The sequence below is a fragment of the Ramlibacter sp. PS3R-8 genome, from assembly GCF_037572435.1.
In the GTDB taxonomy this organism is placed as follows: Bacteria; Pseudomonadota; Gammaproteobacteria; order Burkholderiales; family Burkholderiaceae_C; genus Ramlibacter.
Map to the genome: position 1 here is coordinate 572,270 of NZ_JBBHGT010000003.1, position 15,906 is coordinate 588,175.

Consider the following 15,906-nt stretch of genomic DNA (forward strand, 5'->3'; position numbering starts at 1 on the left):
CTGCAATGCAGCAAAGGCAAGCTCTTCAGGCGGGAAGCGCGACCAGGGCTGCCTCGACCGCCGCGGCAGTGGCCAGCGGGCGCTCCATCGGGAACAGGTGGCTGCCGTCCATCATCGTCATGCGGCCTTGCGTGACCTTCGTGGTGAGCCCCAGCCCGACTTGCTGGATTTCCTGCGACTGCAGGCCGCCGATGAAGGCCGCGGGGCAACGGATGCGCTGCAGCAGCCCGCCCAGGTTGTCCGGCAACGTGTTGTAGATGGCCGTCTCGATGTCGCGATCGAAGGCCAGGACGCGCTCGCCATCCTCTTCCACGGTGCCGAACGCGATGTAGTCGGCCAGCACCAGCGGGTCCCATCGGGCGAAGGCCTTCTTGTGGCGGAAATGTTCGAACGCCGCTTCCTTGGACGGCCAGCGGTGCTTGCGCTTGCGGCTGACCGCGCCGGGTGAGATCGAACCCACCAACTGCGTCCGCTTGGCCGCCCACAGTGCCGGCGATTTCCAGCCGCCCAGCAGGGGCGAGTCGAGCAGCAGCACCCCGCGCGCCAGCTGGGGGTGGCGAGCGGCGCACATCGCGCTGAGGAAACCGCCGAGCGAATGCCCCACCAGGTAGGCCGGCTCGCCGGCCTGGTGCACTTCGCGCGCGGTGAAGTCGTGCAGCTGCCGCACCAGGTGCGGCCAGTTGTTGGTGACGGGGTAGTCGAGGTCGTGCCCGAACCGGTCGACCGCCGCCACGGTGAAGCCGCGCGAGCGGAGCTGGCGAAACAGGACGCTGTAGGTCCCGGCGGGAAAGCTGTTGGCGTGGGAAAAAACGATGAGGGACATGAACGAGTCCGTCATCCCCGCGCAGGCGGGGACCCAGGGCTCCCGGATTTCAGATCAATCGTTCATCCGGCCGCGTGATCTTCTTCAGCGCCTTGGCGCGTCCCGCCGCCAGCGTGAGCAGCGGCGTGTCGGTATGCGTGCTGTCCCACACCGGGTCGTCCAGGCTGTCGAAGACCTCGCGCAGCTTCTGGCCCCAGCTCGTGTGCAGCATCCGGAAGTACGGGTTCTGCATGTCCATGCACACGATGCGATCGGTCTCGAATCGATTGGCCTCGTACACCACCAGGTCCAGCGGCGGCCCGACCGAGAGGTTGGACTTCATGGTGGAGTCCATCGACACCATCGCGCACTTGGCGGCCTCTTCCAGGCTGGTTTCGGGGGTGAGCACGCGGTCCAGCACCGGCTTGCCGTACTTGTATTCGCCGATCTGGAAGTAGGGCGTCTCGGCGGTGGCCTCGATGAAGTTGCCGGCCGAATACACCTGGAACAGCCGCATGCTCTCGCCGCGGATCTGGCCGCCGAAGATCAGGTTGACGTTGAACTCCACGCCGGCGTGCTGCAGCGCCTTGGCGTCGCGGTCGTACACGTGGCGCACCGTCTGGCCCAGCACGCGGCAGGCGTCGAACATGCTGGTGGCGTTCCAGATCGTCACGGCCTCGCCGGTCTCCTGCTCCTTGAGTTGTTCGACCTGCAGGATCTCGCGCACCGATTGCGAGATGCTCAGGTTGCCCGCGGACAACAGCACCATGAAGCGGTCGCCCGGCTTCTCGTACACGATCATCTTGCGGAAGGTGCTGATGTTGTCCACGCCGGCATTGGTGCGCGAGTCGGACAGGAACACCAGTCCCGCATTGAGCTTGATGCCGACGCAATAAGTCATGGTTTGATCAGTTTCTTGAGCGAGTACAGCGTCTCGAGGGCATCGCGCGGACTCATCGCATCCGGGTCCAGCGCGGCAACCGCCGCTTCCAGCTTGCCGGGCGCCTGCGTCTCGGCAACGGGGGGCGGTGCGAACAAGTCTACCTGCTCGCGGCTTTCCACCTGGTGTTTCTCCAGCGCGGCCAGCGCGTGGCGTGCGTGGTTCACCACGCCGGTGGGCATGCCGGCCAGCCGCGCCACCTGGATGCCGTAGCTGCGGCTGGCCGGCCCCGGCTGGATCTCGTGCAGGAACACGATGTCAGTGCCCGACTCGGTGGCGCCCACGTGCACGTTGACGGCGCAGTGATGCCTGGCCGGGAATTCGGTCAGCTCGAAGTAGTGGGTGGCAAACAGCGTGAAGGCCTGCGTCTTGTCGTGCAGGTGGGCGGCGATGCCCGAGGCCAGCGCCAGTCCGTCGAAGGTGGAGGTGCCGCGGCCGATCTCGTCCATCAGCACCAGGCTCTGCGCCGTGGCGCCGTGCAGGATCTGCGCGGCTTCGGTCATCTCCAGCATGAAGGTGGACTGGGCGTTGGCCAGGTCGTCGGCGGCGCCGATGCGCACGTGGATCGCGTCCATCGGGCCCAGCCGGCAGGCCTGCGCGGGCACGAACGAACCCAGGGAGGCCAGCAGGCAGATCAGCGCCACCTGCCGCATGTAGGTGGACTTGCCGCCCATGTTGGGGCCGGTGATCACCTGCATGCGCTGCTTCGGGCCCAGCCGCGTGTCGTTGGGGATGAAGGCGCCGCCGGTGGTCTCGGCCAGCCGGGATTCCACCACCGGGTGCCGGCCCTTGTCGATCTCGATGCCGGGCTCGCGCATGAACTGCGGCCGGCACCAGCCGAGCGTGAGCGAGCGTTCGGCCAGCGCGCACAGCGCGTCCAGCGCCGCCAGCGCACGCGCCAGGCGGGTGAGGGCGGGCACGTGCGCCTGCAGCGCGTCCAGCAGCTGCTCGTACAGCCACTTCTCGCGCGCCAGCGCCCGGTCCTGCGCCGACAGCGCCTTGTCCTCGAAAGCCTTCAGCTCCGGCGTGATGAAGCGCTCGGCGTTCTTCAGCGTCTGGCGGCGGCGGTAGTCGGCCGGCACCTTGTCCAGCTGGCCCTGCGTGATCTCGATGTAGAAACCGTGCACCTTGTTGAACTGCACGCGCAGGTTGCCGATGCCGCTGCGGGCGCGCTCGCGCGTCTCCAGGTCCAGCAGGAAGCCGTCGCAGTTGTCCTGGATGGCGCGCAGTTCGTCGAGCTCGGGGTCGTGGCCGGTGGCGATGACGCCGCCGTCGCGCACCAGCGCCGCGGGGTCTTCGCGCAAGGTGGCGGCCAGGCGCTCGGCGCAACCGGCCGGCGGCTGCAGGTCGTGCGCCGCGTTCGCCATCAGGCCCGGCAGGCCGTGCAGCATCGCCGCCAGGTGCTGCGACTTGTCCAGCGCCCAGCGCAGCCCGACCAGCTCGCGCGGGCGCACCTGGCGCAATGCGATGCGCGCGGTGATGCGCTCCACGTCGCTGACGCCCTTGAGCTGCGCGCGCAACTGCTTCCACAGGCCTTCGCGCATGCCGGCGATGGCGTCCAGCCGCTGCGTGGCGACGCCGCGATCGCGCAGCGGCTCCAGCAGCCAGGACTTCAGCATGCGGCTGCCCATGCCCGTCATGCAGGTGTCCAGCAGCGAAAAGACGGTGGGGCTGTCCTCGCCACGCAGCGTCTGCACCAGCTCCAGGTTGCGCCGCGTGGCCGGCGGCAGCTCGATGCGTTCGCCGTCGCGCACCACCAGCAGCTGGCGCACATGCGAGAGGGCGCGGCCTTGCGTGTGCTCGGCGTACGCCAGCAACGCCGCGGCGGCGGCGTGCGCTTGCGGCAAGTCGTCGGCGCCCCAGGCCGACAGGCTGGCCGCCTGCAACTGTTCCAGCAGCTTGCGCTGGCCGAGGCCGCTGTCGAACTGGAAAGCGGGGCGCTCGGTCAACGGCACGCTGCCGCGCGCTGCCTGCAGCCGTTGCCCATAGGCCGGCGTGATGTCGCTCGCATGCAGGACTTCGCTGGGGGCGATGCGGGCGATCCAGTCGCCGACGGCGTCGCCATCGCATTCGGCCAGCTGCACGGCGCCCTGCGTGACGCTCAGCCAGGCCAGGCCGGTGCGGTTCTTCGCGCCTTGGTGCAGCGCCAGCAGCACCGCCTCGGTCTTCTCGCCCAGCAGCTCGGTGTCGGTCAGCGTGCCCGGGGTGACGACGCGCAGCACCTTGCGCTCCACCGGGCCCTTGGTCGCGCCGACTTCGCCCACCTGTTCGCAGATGGCGACGGACTCGCCGCAGCGGATCAGGCGCGCGAGATAGCCCTCCATGGAATGGAAGGGGACGCCCGCCATCACCACCGGCTCCCCGGCCGACATGCCGCGGCGGGTGAGGGTGATATCGAGCAGCCGCGCCGCCTTCTCGGCGTCTTCGTAGAACAGCTCGTAGAAGTCACCCATGCGGTAGAACACCAGCGTGGACGGGTGCTCCGCTTTGATGGCCAGGTACTGGGCCATCATGGGGGTGTGCTTGCTCAGGTCGGGCGGGACGGTGGCGGCTGGGGACGGCATGCAGGGCGATTATCCGGTGCCGCCGGGCTGCCGCTTCAAATGCGACAATCCGGGCGCGATCAGAACAACAGCAGTTTTTCCGTGTCCCTTCCTTCGGGCGACGCCGCCGTCGCCATCCCCCCAACGTCCGCCCAGCGCCTGCGTGGCTGGCTCGCCCGGCTGCTGCCGGGGCCGGTCGCCATCGACGGCGTCGAGACCTGGCGCGTCACGGGCGGCGTCGCCGCCGGCATCCTGTTCTCGGCCGTCTTCAGCTGGCTGCTCGCCGGGCCGGCTGTTGCCTCTGCCTGGCTCGTCGCACCGCTCGGAGCGTCCGCTGTGCTGGTGTTTGCGCTGCCCGCCAGCCCATTGGCGCAGCCCTGGGCCGTGGTGGCCGGCAACACGCTGTCGGCCCTGGTCGGCATCGCTTGCGCCACACTGGTTCCGGACCCCGTGCTTGCCGCCGGCCTGGCGGTCGCCCTGGCCACGCTGCTGATGGTGCAGCTGCGCTGCCTGCATCCGCCCGGTGGCGCGTGCGCGGTGCTGATGGTGATCGCGCACGTCACGCAGTTGCGCTTCGCGCTGTTCCCCGTGCTGCTCAATTCGCTGCTGCTGGTGCTGATGGGCGTGCTGTACAACAGCCTGACCGGCCGCGCCTATCCGCGCGCGCAGCTGGCGCAGCCAGAGCCGGGGTTGCGGCCCGTGCACGGGCGCGGCTTCCACGCAGCGGACCTGGACGCCGCGCTGGCGCACTACAACCAGGTGGTGGACATCAGCCGCGCGGACCTGCAGTCGCTGCTGGAACACGCAGAGATGGCGGCCTACCAGCGCAAGCTGGGCGCCTTGCGCTGCGGCCAGGTGATGAGCCGCGCGCCGCTGTCGGTGCAGTTCGGCACGCCGCTGCAGCAGGCGTGGGACCTGATGCGGGCGCGGCGCGTCAAGGCGCTGCCGGTGGTGGACCGGGCGATGCGCATCACGGGCATCGTCACCACCGCGGATTTCATGCGGATCGCGGAATTCGACCGGCCCGAAGGCATGGGCGAGCGGCTGCGCCAGGTCCTGCGGGCCAGTGGCCTTTCGCATTCAGAGCGGCCGGAGGTGGTCGGCCAGATCATGACGCGGCAAGTGCGCGTGGCCAGCGAAGACCGCCTGCTGGCCGACCTGGTGCCGGTGTTCTCGGAAGACGGCCACCACCACATCCCGGTGATCGACGCCGAGCAACGGCTCACCGGCATGATCACGCAGACCGACCTGGTGCGCGCCCTGTACCGGGCCGCGGCCACCTGACGCGGAGGGCTTGCCGGCGCACGCCACCGCTTGACCACCCGGGCGCCGCTCCACACACTGTGCGTATTTCCTCGAGGGAACGCCCATGCCACCGAGTCCCCCGCGCTGGTCCCAGCGCCCGCCCGGCTCCAACTGGGGAGACTTCGGCCCGGACGACCAGCTCGGTCGCCTGAACCTGATCACGCCCGAGAAGGTGCGCCAGGGCGTGGCCGAAGTGAAGGACGGACGCTCGTTCTGCCTGAGCCTGCCGCTCGACTATCCCGGGGGGAGCCTGCTCAATCCGGCCCGGCATCCGCCGGTGTTGCGACCCACGCTGCGCCAGGGGACGCGCGTCAACTTCAACTTCCGCCTCGCGCAGCTGGTGGAGGACCGCACCGATGTCATCAGCGACGACCTCGCCATCCTGCACCTGCAATATTCGACGCAGTGGGACTCGCTGGCGCACGTCGGTTCGATGTTCGATGCCGACGGCGACGGCCTGCCCGAGCCTGTCTACTACAACGGCTACCGCGCGCAGCGGGACGTGCTGGGGCCGGCCGATGCCGCGGATGCCGGCGCCCTCGGCCCCGACCTGCGCAGCACTTCGTCGGCGCATGCGCTCGGCATCCAGAACATGGCGGAGAAAGCGATGCAGGGCCGCGCGGTGCTCATCGACCTGCACGCGCACTTCGGCGATGCCCGCACCCTGATCGGCTACGAGCAACTCGTGCAGGTGCTCGGCATGGACGGGGTCGTGGTGGAACCGGGCGACATCGTCTGCTTCCACACCGGCTTCGCACAGGCCCTGCTCGGCATGGGCAAGCAGCCCACGCAACACGCGCTGGAGCACACCGGCACCGTGCTGGACGGCCGGGACGAGCGCCTGCTGCAGTGGATCACCGACACTGGGGTGGCGGCGATCGCGGCCGACAACTACGCGGTGGAGGCGCTGCCTGCGCGTCACCGCGGGGGCTGCTGCGCGGCGCTGCCGCTGCACGAGCACTGCCTGTTCAAGCTGGGTGTGCACCTGGGCGAGCTCTGGTGGCTGACGCCGCTGGCGCAGCACCTGCGAAAGGAGGGCCGGTCGCGCTTTCTGCTGACGGCGCCGCCGCTGCGCCTGCCGGGCGCGGTCGGCTCGCCGGTCACCCCGGTCGGGACGACCTGACCTAGAGCGCCTCGGCCAGTTCGGTCTCCGCCACGGGCTCCGTCGACCGGATGGTGGGCAGCGCTTCCGGGAATTCCCTGGCGACGAAAGCCACCAGCCCTTCCCGCAGCTTGCAGCGCAGGTCGAAGTTCCTGCCGGAATTCGACGAGGACACCAGCACGCGGACCTGGATTGCCTTGTCGGTCGCCTCCGTGACCTGCACGCCGAACACGCGGCGGTCCCACTCCGGCATGGTTTCGACCAGCCGCTTCGCCTCGGCACGCAGGGGCTCGATCGGCATCCTGTAGTCGACCCACAGGAACACCGTGCCCATGATCTGCGACCCGGTGCGCGTCCAGTTCTCGAACGGGTTCTCGATGAACCATTGCAGCGGCACGATCAGGCGCCGCTCGTCCCACAGCCGCATCACCACGTAGGTGCCGGTGATTTCCTCGACGCGGCCGTGCTCGCCGTTGACGATCAGCACGTCGTCGATGCGCAGCGGCTGCGCCAGCGCGATCTGCAGCCCCGAGATGAGGTTGCTGAACACCGGCCGGGCGGCGAGGCCGCCGATGATGCCCAGCACGCCCGCAGAAGCCAGCAGGCTGGCACCGAGCTGGCGCGCGCCGGGAAAGGTCATGAGCGCCATCGCCGTGCCGCCGACCAGCACCAGCACCATCGCGCTGCGGGAAAGCACGCGCGTCTGCGTCTCGATGCGCCGCGCGTGGAGGTTGTTTTCCACGTCGATCGGGTGCTTCGCGATCAGGCCGTCGGCCAGCCCGCCGATCACGCCCATGGCCAGCGCGGTGAGCGCGGCGATGACCAGGATGCCGTTGAGGTGGCGGACGGTTCCGATCGAATCCAGGTCGTTCGGCGCGGCCGCCCAGACCGCCTGCATGGCCATCAGCGGCCAGGCAAAACCGAGGGCGCGCTGGGTGCGTTCCAGCATGCAGCTGAAGATGATGTTGCCGCGCACTGCGCGGCGCAGCACCGCGCGGGTCACCGTGTACAGGACCATCGCCACCGCGGCCGCCACCAGGGCGGCCAACAGGATGGTGGGCCAACTGCGCCCGTCGAAGTTCAGGAACATCCCGGCGACATCAGGCATCCTGCACGGGCCCTTCATCGACGTGCGTGCCCGGCTCCATGGCCGGATCGACCAGCGCCGGCGTGTTCTGGCTCAGCTCGGTCTTCTCGGCCACGCTGGCGAACTTGCTGTACTTGCCGAGGATCTTGACCAGCTGGCCATAGATCTTGGGGTTGCCGGCCACGCATTCGCGCTGCTCCAGGAAATCCGCTTCGCCGGTGAAGTTGCCCACCAGGCCACCCGCTTCCGTCACCAGCAGGGAGCCCGCGGCCACGTCCCACGGCGACAGTCCGGTCTCGAAAAAGCCCTCGGTGAAACCGGCCGCCACGTAGGCGAGGTCGAGCGCGGCCGCGCCGGGCCGGCGCAGGCCGGCCGTGCGCTTCATGACGTCGGCCATCATGCGCAGGTAAATGTTGAAGTCGTCGCCCGGCCGGAACGGGAAGCCGGTGGAGACCAGCGACTCCTTGAGCTGGATGCGCTTGCTCACGCGCAGGCGGCGGTCGTTCATGTACGCGCCGCGGCCGCGGGTGGCGGTGAAGAGGTCGTTGCGGGTGGGGTCGTAGATCACGGCCTGTTCGACGCGGCCGCGCACCAGCAGGGCGATGCTGACGCAATAGAAGGGAAAGCCGTGGATGAAGTTGGTGGTGCCGTCCAACGGGTCGATCACCCAGACGTGATCGGAACTGGCGCTGCCATGCTCGCGGCCGGACTCCTCGGCCCAGATGCCGTGGTCGGGATAGGCGGTGAGCAGCGTCTCGATGACGGCGCGTTCGCTGGCGTGGTCGATCTCGGTGACGAAATCGTTGGCCTGCTTCTGCGACACGCGGACGGCCTCGACGTCGAGGGCGGCCCGGTTGATGATCGCGCCGGCGGCGCGAGCGGCCTTGACGGCCACGTTGAGCATGGGGTGCTGGTTGGACGACATGAGTTGTGCGAAGAGCGCGCTCGGGAGAGCGGACGGCATACCGCCGATGCGGACGCCACGTTAGACACATTTTAACGGGCGAGGTGTCGGCCGGCTTCGGCAGGGGCTTCAACGGTGTCCTACGTCCAACTGCGTACCCGACAATCGGCACATGGCCACCCGTTTCGTCCTGATCCAGCCCAGCCACGCGGGCAACGTGGGCGCGGCTGCGCGCGCGATGAAGGTGATGGGTTTCGATGACCTCGTGCTGGTGGATCCGCGCTGGGACGACGTGCTGGCGCGCGACGAAACCATCGAACGGGCCAGCGGGGCCATCGACGTCCTGAAAAAGGCGCGGGCCGTGTCGACGCTCGACGAGGCGCTGGATGGCATGACGCATGTGCTGGCCACCGTGATGACGGCGCGTGACTTCGGTCCTCCGACCTTCACGCCGCGCGAGCACCTCGGCGCACTTGCCCCCCAGGGCCAGCACGTCTGCTTCCTGTTCGGGTCGGAGCGCTACGGCATGCGCAACGAGGACGTCTATCGGTGTCATGCGGCCTTGCGCATCCCGGTATCGCCGGACTACGGGTCCCTGAATCTTGCCGCGGCGATCCAGGTGATCGCGTACGAATGGCGGATGGCGTTGGGCGGTTTCGATGCGCCGCCGGCGGCGCCGACGCCGGCGGCCGACGCGGCGGCGGTGGCCGGCATGTTGCGGCACTGGGAAGAGGCCTTGGTGGATGTGGGGTTCCTGGACCCCGCCGCGCCCAAGAAGCTGATGCCGCGGCTGAACCAGTTGTTCAATCGCGCGCAACCCACCCCGGAGGAAATCCACATCCTGCGCGGTGTTGCCAAGGCCATGGCCGATGCAGCAAGAAAGCCAAAGCCTTAGACTGATCGGCATAGAAGCAAAGAACCCCATGTTCACGCGCCTTCGCTCCGACATCCAGTGCATCCTCGACCGCGACCCTGCCGCGCGCAGCAAGTGGGAGGTGCTCACGTGTTACCCGGGGCTGCACGCCATCGTGCTGCACCGCGCGGCGCACTGGCTGTGGCAACGGCAGCTGCGTTGGCTGGCGCGCTTTCTCTCGCAGTTCGCGCGCTGGATGACCGGCATCGAGATCCACCCCGGCGCCGTAATGGGGCGCGGCGTGTTCATCGACCACGGCATGGGCGTCGTCATCGGCGAGACCGCCGAAGTCGGTGACGGCTGCACCATCTACCAGGGCGTGACGCTCGGCGGCACGACCCTCTACAAAGGCGCCAAGCGGCATCCGACCCTTGGCAAGAACGTCGTCGTGAGCGCCGGCGCCAAGGTGCTGGGCGGCTTCACCGTGGGCGACGACGCCAAGATCGGCAGCAACGCGGTGGTCATCAAGCCGGTGCCGCCGGGGGCCACGGCCGTCGGCATCCCGGCGCGGATCATCCAGGCGGAAGACACCGCGCGGCGCGAGGAAGCGGCGGCGAAGATGGGGTTCTCCGCCTACGGCATCACGGCCAACGACGACCCGCTGTCGCAGGCCATGAAAGGCCTCATCGACAACGCCTCCGGCCACGAGCACCAGATCGCGCTGTTGTGGCAAGCCATCGAGAAGCTGTCGGCGCAAAGGCGCGGCGAGGATTGCGTGCCGCTCGATGCGCAGACGAAGGAAAACTTCGAGGCGGACAAGTTGACGCAGCTGGTGGGGAAATAAAGCCAAACAACCGGACGCAGAAGGCGCAGAAGTTACGCAGAAGACGCAGAAAAAACCAAGAAAGGGTTTTGGATCCTTTTGCGTCTTCTGCGTAACTTCTGCGTCCTCTGCGTCCGGCTGTCCGCTCCCGTATCCGGGCTACTTCCGAATCGCCGACTTCGGCCGAAACGCCTTGCAAACCTCGTCGTTCGTCTCGAGGTACGGCCCGCCGATCAGGTCGATGCAATACGGCACCGCGGCGAAGATGCCCGGCACCACCTGCTTGCCGTCTTCCTTCAACCCCTCCAGCGTCTCCTGGATGGATTTCGGCTGGCCGGGCAGGTTGATGATCAGGCTCTGGTCGCGGATCACCGCCACCTGGCGCGAGAGGATGGCGGTGGGCACGAAGCGCAGGCTCACCTGCCGCATCTGCTCCCCGAACCCCGGCATCTCCTTGTGCCCCACGGCCAACGTGGCCTCCGGGGTCACGTCGCGCAGCGCGGGGCCGGTGCCGCCGGTGGTGAGAACGAGCGAGCAGCCCGCGTCCACCAGTTCGATCAGCGTGGCGCTGATGCGCTCCTTCTCGTCGGGAATCAGGCGCTCCTGGAACGTGATGGGATTCTTCAGCGCCCGCCCCAGCCAATCCTTCAGCGCCGGCAGGCCCTTGTCTTCGTAGACGCCGGTGGAGGCGCGGTCGCTGATCGACACGATGCCCACCGAGACGCGGTCGGGCTCACTCATGCTCTTCCTGCCCCAGCTGTTCGCGCACCATCTGGAAGATGTCGCGATAGGCGCGGCCGCGCCGCGGGGCCTCGCCACGCGAGACCTCGTCGGGCGTCGGTGTTCCGTCCTTGCGCGCCTGCCGCACCAGCGCGCGCAGCTGCTGGGAATCGGCATCCGGATGCGCCTGCAGCCAGTTGTGGACCGCTTCGTCGCTGGCGATCAGGTCGTCGCGCCATTTCTCGGCCGCGTGCAGCGACAGCGTCTGCTGCGCCGAGCCGCCGTGCTGCTCGGCGAGTGCGTCGCGCACCGCCTGCAGTGTTTCGGGCTCCAGTTGCCGCATCAGCTTGCCCACGAACTGCACCTGGCGGCGGCGGCCCTCGAAGTTAGTGATCGTCTTCAGGTCTTCCAGCGTGGTGAGCAGCTTTTCCGGCAGGTCCAGCCTGGCCAGCGAGTCGCCGCGGAGCGTGAGCAATTCCTCGCCCAGCTTCTGCAGCTCCGTGCTTTCCTTCTTCAGCTCGGTGCGGCTCGGCTGGCCGCCGGTGATCTCCGCGCGCAGGCCGAGATCGAGTTCGCTGCCTTCGGCAACGAAGTGGCCTTTGACGAAATAGCCTTTTTTGGGTTTGCGGGGCATGCGGGGGACTGGTGGCTGGATGGCACGCGACCGTGGTGCGCGACCTTGCGCAAGTATCATAGCCCGCCATGAACAAACAACCCGCGCCAGCCGCCACCGGATTCGCCTACAGCCGCGCCGACTTCGAGGAACTGGTGGACTACGCGCTGGCCCACGCCCGCAAGCTGGGCGCCACCGACGCGGGAGCCGAGGCCTCCGAGGGCTGCGGCCTGAGCGTATCGGTGCGCAAGGGCGAGCTGGAGACGGTCGAACGCAACCGTGACAAGTCGCTGGGCATCACCGTCTACATGCGCAGCCAGCGGGGCAACGCCAGCACCTCGGACTTCTCGCGCGCCGCCATCGAGCGCACCGTGCAGGCCGCCTACGACATCGCCCGCTTCACCGCGCAGGACCCGGTGGCCGGACTGCCCGAGTTCGACGACGTGGCGCCGCAGGACGCGCACCGGGACCTGGACCTGTTCCACCCCTGGGAACTCACCAGCGAGCAGGCCGCCGTACTGGCGTTGCGCTGCGAGCGCGCCGCCTTCGACACCGATGCCCGCATCATGAACAGCGAAGGCGCCGGCGTGTCGGCGCAGCAGAGCCACTTCTTCAGCGCCCACACCCATGGGTTCCGAGGGGGCTACGCCAGCTCACGCCACTCGATCTCGGTGGCGCCGATCGCGGGGCGCGGCGACGAGATGCAGCGCGATGCCTGGTACAGCTCCATGCGGTCCGCGCAGGAGCTCGCGTCGCCCGAGTCGGTGGGCCGCTATGCCGCCGAGCGCGCGCTGGCGCGGCTGAAATCCCGCAAGATCGCCACGCGCGAATGCCCGGTGCTGTTCGAGTCGCCGCTGGCCGCCGGCCTGCTCGGTGCGTACGTGCAGGCCACCAGCGGCGGGTCGCTCTATCGCAAGAGCAGCTTCCTGCTGGATTCGCTGGGCAAGCAGGTGTTTCCCGAGCACATCGACGTGCTCGAAGACCCGTTCGTCAAGCGCGGCAAGGGCAGCGCCGCGTTCGATGAGGAAGGCGTGCGCACCAGCGCGCGCAAGGTGGTCGATGCCGGCCGCGTGGGCGGCTACTTCCTGAGCAGCTACTCGGCCCGCAAGCTGGGGATGAAGACCACCGGCAACGCCGGCGGCTCGCACAACCTGACGCTGACCTCGCGCCTGACGCAGCCCGATGACACGCTGGTGGAGATGCTCAAGAAGCTGGGCACCGGGCTGTTCGTGATCGAGCTGATGGGGCAGGGCGTGAACTACGTCACCGGCGACTATTCCCGCGGCGCCAGCGGCTTCTGGGTGGAGAACGGCGAGATCGCCTATCCGGTGCAGGAGATCACCATCGCCGGCAACATGAAGGACATGTTGATGGGCATCCAGGCCGTGGGCGCGGATGTCTACAACTATGGGGCGAAGACGGTCGGCTCGATTCTCGTCAACAAGATGAAGATAGCGGGCTCCTGATGTCGGGGTCTGATGTCGGGGTCCGCTAACGCGGAACCCGACCTACGGCGGAACCCGACCTACCGGCGCTACCGGCGCCGCGGGTAGGCCGGGTTGCGGCGAAGCCGCACCCCGGCGTGTGCCGCGGAACCCGTAGGCCGGGTTGCGGCGCAGCCGCACCCCGGCGTGCCGGCTACCCCGCCAGCGCCGCCTTCACCGCCGCCGACAGCATCCCCATGTCAGCCTTGCCCGCGAGGCGGGCCTTGGCGGCGCCCATCACCTTGCCCATGTCACCCGGCCCCTTGGCGCCGACCTCGGTCACGATGGCCTTCACTTCGGCGGCCACCTCGTCGGCCGACAGCCGCGCCGGCAGGTAGACCTGCAGCACCGCCACCTCGGCCTGCTCCTTGTCCGCCAGGTCCTGGCGGCCCGCCTTCTGGAAGGCATCGATGCTGTCCTTGCGCTGCTTGAGCAGCTTGTCGACGATGCCGACCACCATCGCGTCATCGAGCTCGATGCGCTCGTCCACTTCCTTTTGCTTGATGGCGGCGGTGAGCATGCGGATGGCGCCCAGGCGCTCGGCGTCCTTGGCGCGCATGGCGGCCTTCATGTCCTCGGTGATGCGTTCCTTGAGCGTCATGGGTTTCTCCTGGATTCTTCCGCGAATGAAAAAAAGCCCGCGCGGGCGACCCCGGGCGGGCTTTCCTGGTCTCGGCCGGGGCTCAGTAGAGCTTTTTCGGCAGCTGCATGCTGCGCACGCGCTTGAAGTGGCGCTTCACGGCGGCGGCCTTCTTGCGCTTGCGCTCGGCGGTCGGCTTTTCGTAGAACTCGCGGGCGCGCAGCTCGGTGAGCAGGCCCAGCTTCTCGATGGTGCGCTTGAAGCGGCGCAATGCCACGTCGAACGGCTCGTTTTCCTTGACACGGATGGTCGTCATGACTTCCTGAATTCAGCTTGTGGCGGACGAAGATCGAGGACGTCCGCCGGGGGGTCCCCACCTGAGGGATCGATCAGGCCGGTGGGGGTTTGCCAGCAAAGCCCGAGATTATAGCCTTGCCGGGAAACCCGGCAAGTGGCGGCTCTTTACGGGGGTGCAGGACCGGCCGGGCTGCCAATGAGGGCATCATGCGGGCATGACTGGGACTTCGAACGATTCCGCGGCGCCTTCGGGCGGCGCCCGGCTGCTGGTGGTGGACGACAACGCCGACGCCGCCGACACCCTGGCCGACCTGCTGCGGGTGCTGGGCTACGACGTCCGTTGTGCCGGCGACGGCACCAGCGCCATGGCCGCGCTGGACGGCTTCCGGCCCCAGCTCGCGCTGCTGGACATTGGCCTGCCAGGGGAGGACGGCTATGCCGTGGCCGCCCGGATGCGCGACGATCCGCGCATGGCCGACGCCAAGCTGGTGGCGCTTTCAGGGTATGGGGCGGACGCCAAGCGCTCGAAGTCGCTCGGCGCGCATTTCGACGCCCACCTGGTCAAGCCGGTCAGCGTCGACGAACTGATCGCGCTGCTGGAAAAAATGCTGGGCTAGCCCCTGGCGGCGGCCAGGCCGTGCGCGCAGGCGAATCCGCTGGCCCACGCCCACTGGAAGTTGTAGCCGCCCAGCCAGCCGGTCACGTCGACCACCTCGCCGATGAAGTGCAGGCCCTTTTGGCTGGATTCCATCGTCTGCGAGGACAGTTCGCGGGTGTCGACACCGCCGGCGGTGACTTCGGCTTTGCGGTAGCCCTCGCTGCCGGTGGGCACCAGCTCCCAGCGCAAGAAGCGCTGCGCCAGCTGCGCCAGTGCCTTGTCGCCCGCTTCGTTGACGGGGCGCTGCCACGCCGCATCCTGCTGCACCCACGCATCCGCCAGCCGTGACGGCACCCATTGGGCGAGCTCGTTGGCCAGTAGCTTGCGCGAGCGCGCCTTGGCCTGCTGCAGCTCGTGCGCAAGGTCCTGCCCCGGCGCGAGGTCGATGCGCAGCGGCGTGCCTTCGCGCCAGTAGCTGGAGATCTGCAGCACGGCCGGACCGCTCAGGCCGCGGTGGGTGAACAGCAAGTCTTCGTCGAAGGCGATGCGCTCCTTCTTCTCGCCGGTTTCGATGCGCACCGGCAAGGCCAGTCCGGCCAGCTGCGCGAAGGGCGCCCAGCCTGCGCCATCGAAGGTGAGGGGCACCAGCGCGGGACGTGGCTGGACCAGCCGCAAGTCGAACTGGCGCGCGATGCGGTGCCCGAAGTCGGTGGCGCCGATCTTCGGGATGGACAGGCCGCCGGTGGCGATGACGACCGCGGGTGCGCTGACGGTTCCGCGCGAGGTCTGTACCTGGTAGCCGGCGCCGGACTGCGCGATGCCCTGCACGCTGCACGGCTGCCAGTGCGTCACCCCGCCGGCTGCGCATTCGTCCAGCAGCATGCGGATGAAATCGTCGGCGGAGCGGTCGCCGAACAGCTGGCCCTTGTGCTTTTCGTGGAACGGGATGCCGTGTTTCTGCACCAGTGCGATGAAGTCCTGCGGCGTGTACCGCGCCAGCGCCGAGCGGCAGAAATGCGGATTGGCGCCGAGGAAGTACTTCTGCGGCGCCTTCGGGTCGAGCTCGCGGTTGGTGAAGTTGCACCGGCCGCCGCCGGAGATGCGGATCTTTTCGGCGACCTTCTCGGCGTGGTCGATCAGCAGGACCTTGACACCGAGCTGCCCGGCGACACCGGCACAGAAGAGGCCTGCGGCGCCGGCGCCGATGACGATGGCGTCGAAGGAAGTGGTGGGCGCGTCCGGCATGGACGCGGAT

Annotated in this window: 16 protein-coding genes; 6 read left to right on the top strand and 10 right to left on the bottom strand. The window is 68.5% G+C overall.

The features are described from left to right. Nucleotides 1-25 precede the first annotated feature (25 nt). Genes WG902_RS14235 through mutS form a run of 3 tightly spaced genes read right to left on the bottom strand, consistent with a single transcriptional unit; the run spans nt 26 to nt 4,306 of the window. A complete protein-coding gene (locus tag WG902_RS14235) occupies nt 26-823 on the bottom strand; it encodes an alpha/beta hydrolase (RefSeq protein ID WP_340060762.1) in 798 nt (265 codons plus the stop codon). A 49-nt stretch (nt 824-872) separates the two neighbouring features. After that, the gene (locus WG902_RS14240) at nt 873-1,703 is read right to left on the bottom strand and encodes a proteasome-type protease (RefSeq protein WP_340060763.1); all 831 of its coding nucleotides are present in this window, start codon (nt 1,701-1,703) and stop codon (nt 873-875) included. After that, nucleotides 1,700-4,306: a DNA mismatch repair protein MutS gene (gene mutS, locus WG902_RS14245; protein ID WP_340060764.1), complete on the bottom strand. Its 2,607-nt coding sequence runs from the start codon at nt 4,304-4,306 to the stop codon at nt 1,700-1,702. The genes WG902_RS14240 and mutS overlap by 4 nt, the downstream gene beginning before the upstream one ends. Nucleotides 4,307-4,387: 81 nt before the next feature. Between mutS and WG902_RS14250 the strand changes: the two genes are divergently transcribed. After that, nucleotides 4,388-5,569, top strand: coding sequence for an HPP family protein (locus WG902_RS14250; RefSeq protein WP_340060766.1), 1,182 nt, complete (start codon nt 4,388-4,390; stop codon nt 5,567-5,569). Nucleotides 5,570-5,654: 85 nt separating this feature from the next. Then, nucleotides 5,655-6,713, top strand: a complete 1,059-nt coding sequence (locus tag WG902_RS14255) for a cyclase family protein (RefSeq protein WP_340060767.1) — start codon at nt 5,655-5,657, stop codon at nt 6,711-6,713. Between the two features lies 1 nt (nt 6,714). On the opposite strand, the gene WG902_RS14260 is transcribed toward WG902_RS14255, so the two are convergent. Both WG902_RS14260 and WG902_RS14265 read right to left on the bottom strand, forming a co-directional pair. Continuing rightward, a complete protein-coding gene (locus WG902_RS14260) occupies nt 6,715-7,800 on the bottom strand; it encodes a mechanosensitive ion channel family protein (RefSeq protein ID WP_340060768.1) in 1,086 nt (361 codons plus the stop codon). Further along, a complete protein-coding gene (locus tag WG902_RS14265) occupies nt 7,793-8,704 on the bottom strand; it encodes an inositol monophosphatase family protein (protein WP_340060769.1) in 912 nt (303 codons plus the stop codon). The genes WG902_RS14260 and WG902_RS14265 overlap by 8 nt, the downstream gene beginning before the upstream one ends. A gap of 151 nt (nt 8,705-8,855) precedes the next feature. Between WG902_RS14265 and WG902_RS14270 the strand changes: the two genes are divergently transcribed. Further along, complete coding sequence (locus WG902_RS14270) at nt 8,856-9,578, top strand: RNA methyltransferase (protein WP_340060770.1); 723 nt, start codon at nt 8,856-8,858, stop codon at nt 9,576-9,578. Nucleotides 9,579-9,606: 28 nt separating this feature from the next. Then, a complete protein-coding gene (gene cysE, locus WG902_RS14275; protein WP_340060771.1) occupies nt 9,607-10,380 on the top strand; it encodes a serine O-acetyltransferase in 774 nt (257 codons plus the stop codon). Between the two features lie 138 nt (nt 10,381-10,518). Here the strand turns inward: cysE and mog are convergent, their stop codons facing one another. Beyond that, nucleotides 10,519-11,100 carry a molybdopterin adenylyltransferase gene (mog, locus tag WG902_RS14280; protein ID WP_340060772.1) on the bottom strand — a complete coding sequence of 194 codons (582 nt, stop codon included), beginning with the start codon at nt 11,098-11,100 and terminating at the stop codon, nt 10,519-10,521. After that, a complete protein-coding gene (gene yjgA / locus WG902_RS14285) occupies nt 11,093-11,713 on the bottom strand; it encodes a ribosome biogenesis factor YjgA (RefSeq protein ID WP_340060773.1) in 621 nt (206 codons plus the stop codon). The genes mog and yjgA overlap by 8 nt, the downstream gene beginning before the upstream one ends. 68 nt (nt 11,714-11,781) lie before the next feature. On the opposite strand from yjgA, the gene pmbA reads away from it, so the two are divergent. Then, on the top strand, nt 11,782-13,158 hold the full coding sequence (pmbA, locus tag WG902_RS14290) for a metalloprotease PmbA (RefSeq protein WP_340060775.1): 1,377 nt from the start codon (nt 11,782-11,784) through the stop codon (nt 13,156-13,158). 172 nt (nt 13,159-13,330) lie between these two features. On the opposite strand, the gene WG902_RS14295 is transcribed toward pmbA, so the two are convergent. Further along, on the bottom strand, nt 13,331-13,777 hold the full coding sequence (locus WG902_RS14295; RefSeq protein ID WP_340060776.1) for a GatB/YqeY domain-containing protein: 447 nt from the start codon (nt 13,775-13,777) through the stop codon (nt 13,331-13,333). Between the two features lie 82 nt (nt 13,778-13,859). After that, a complete protein-coding gene (rpsU, locus tag WG902_RS14300; protein WP_104301834.1) occupies nt 13,860-14,072 on the bottom strand; it encodes a 30S ribosomal protein S21 in 213 nt (70 codons plus the stop codon). A 196-nt stretch (nt 14,073-14,268) separates the two neighbouring features. On the opposite strand from rpsU, the gene WG902_RS14305 reads away from it, so the two are divergent. Beyond that, entirely contained in the window at nt 14,269-14,670 is a 402-nt protein-coding gene (locus tag WG902_RS14305; RefSeq protein WP_340060780.1) for a response regulator, read from the top strand. Here the strand turns inward: WG902_RS14305 and WG902_RS14310 are convergent. Continuing rightward, on the bottom strand, nt 14,667-15,896 hold the full coding sequence (locus WG902_RS14310) for an NAD(P)/FAD-dependent oxidoreductase (RefSeq protein ID WP_340060781.1): 1,230 nt from the start codon (nt 15,894-15,896) through the stop codon (nt 14,667-14,669). The genes WG902_RS14305 and WG902_RS14310 overlap by 4 nt on opposite strands. Nucleotides 15,897-15,906 lie beyond the last annotated feature (10 nt).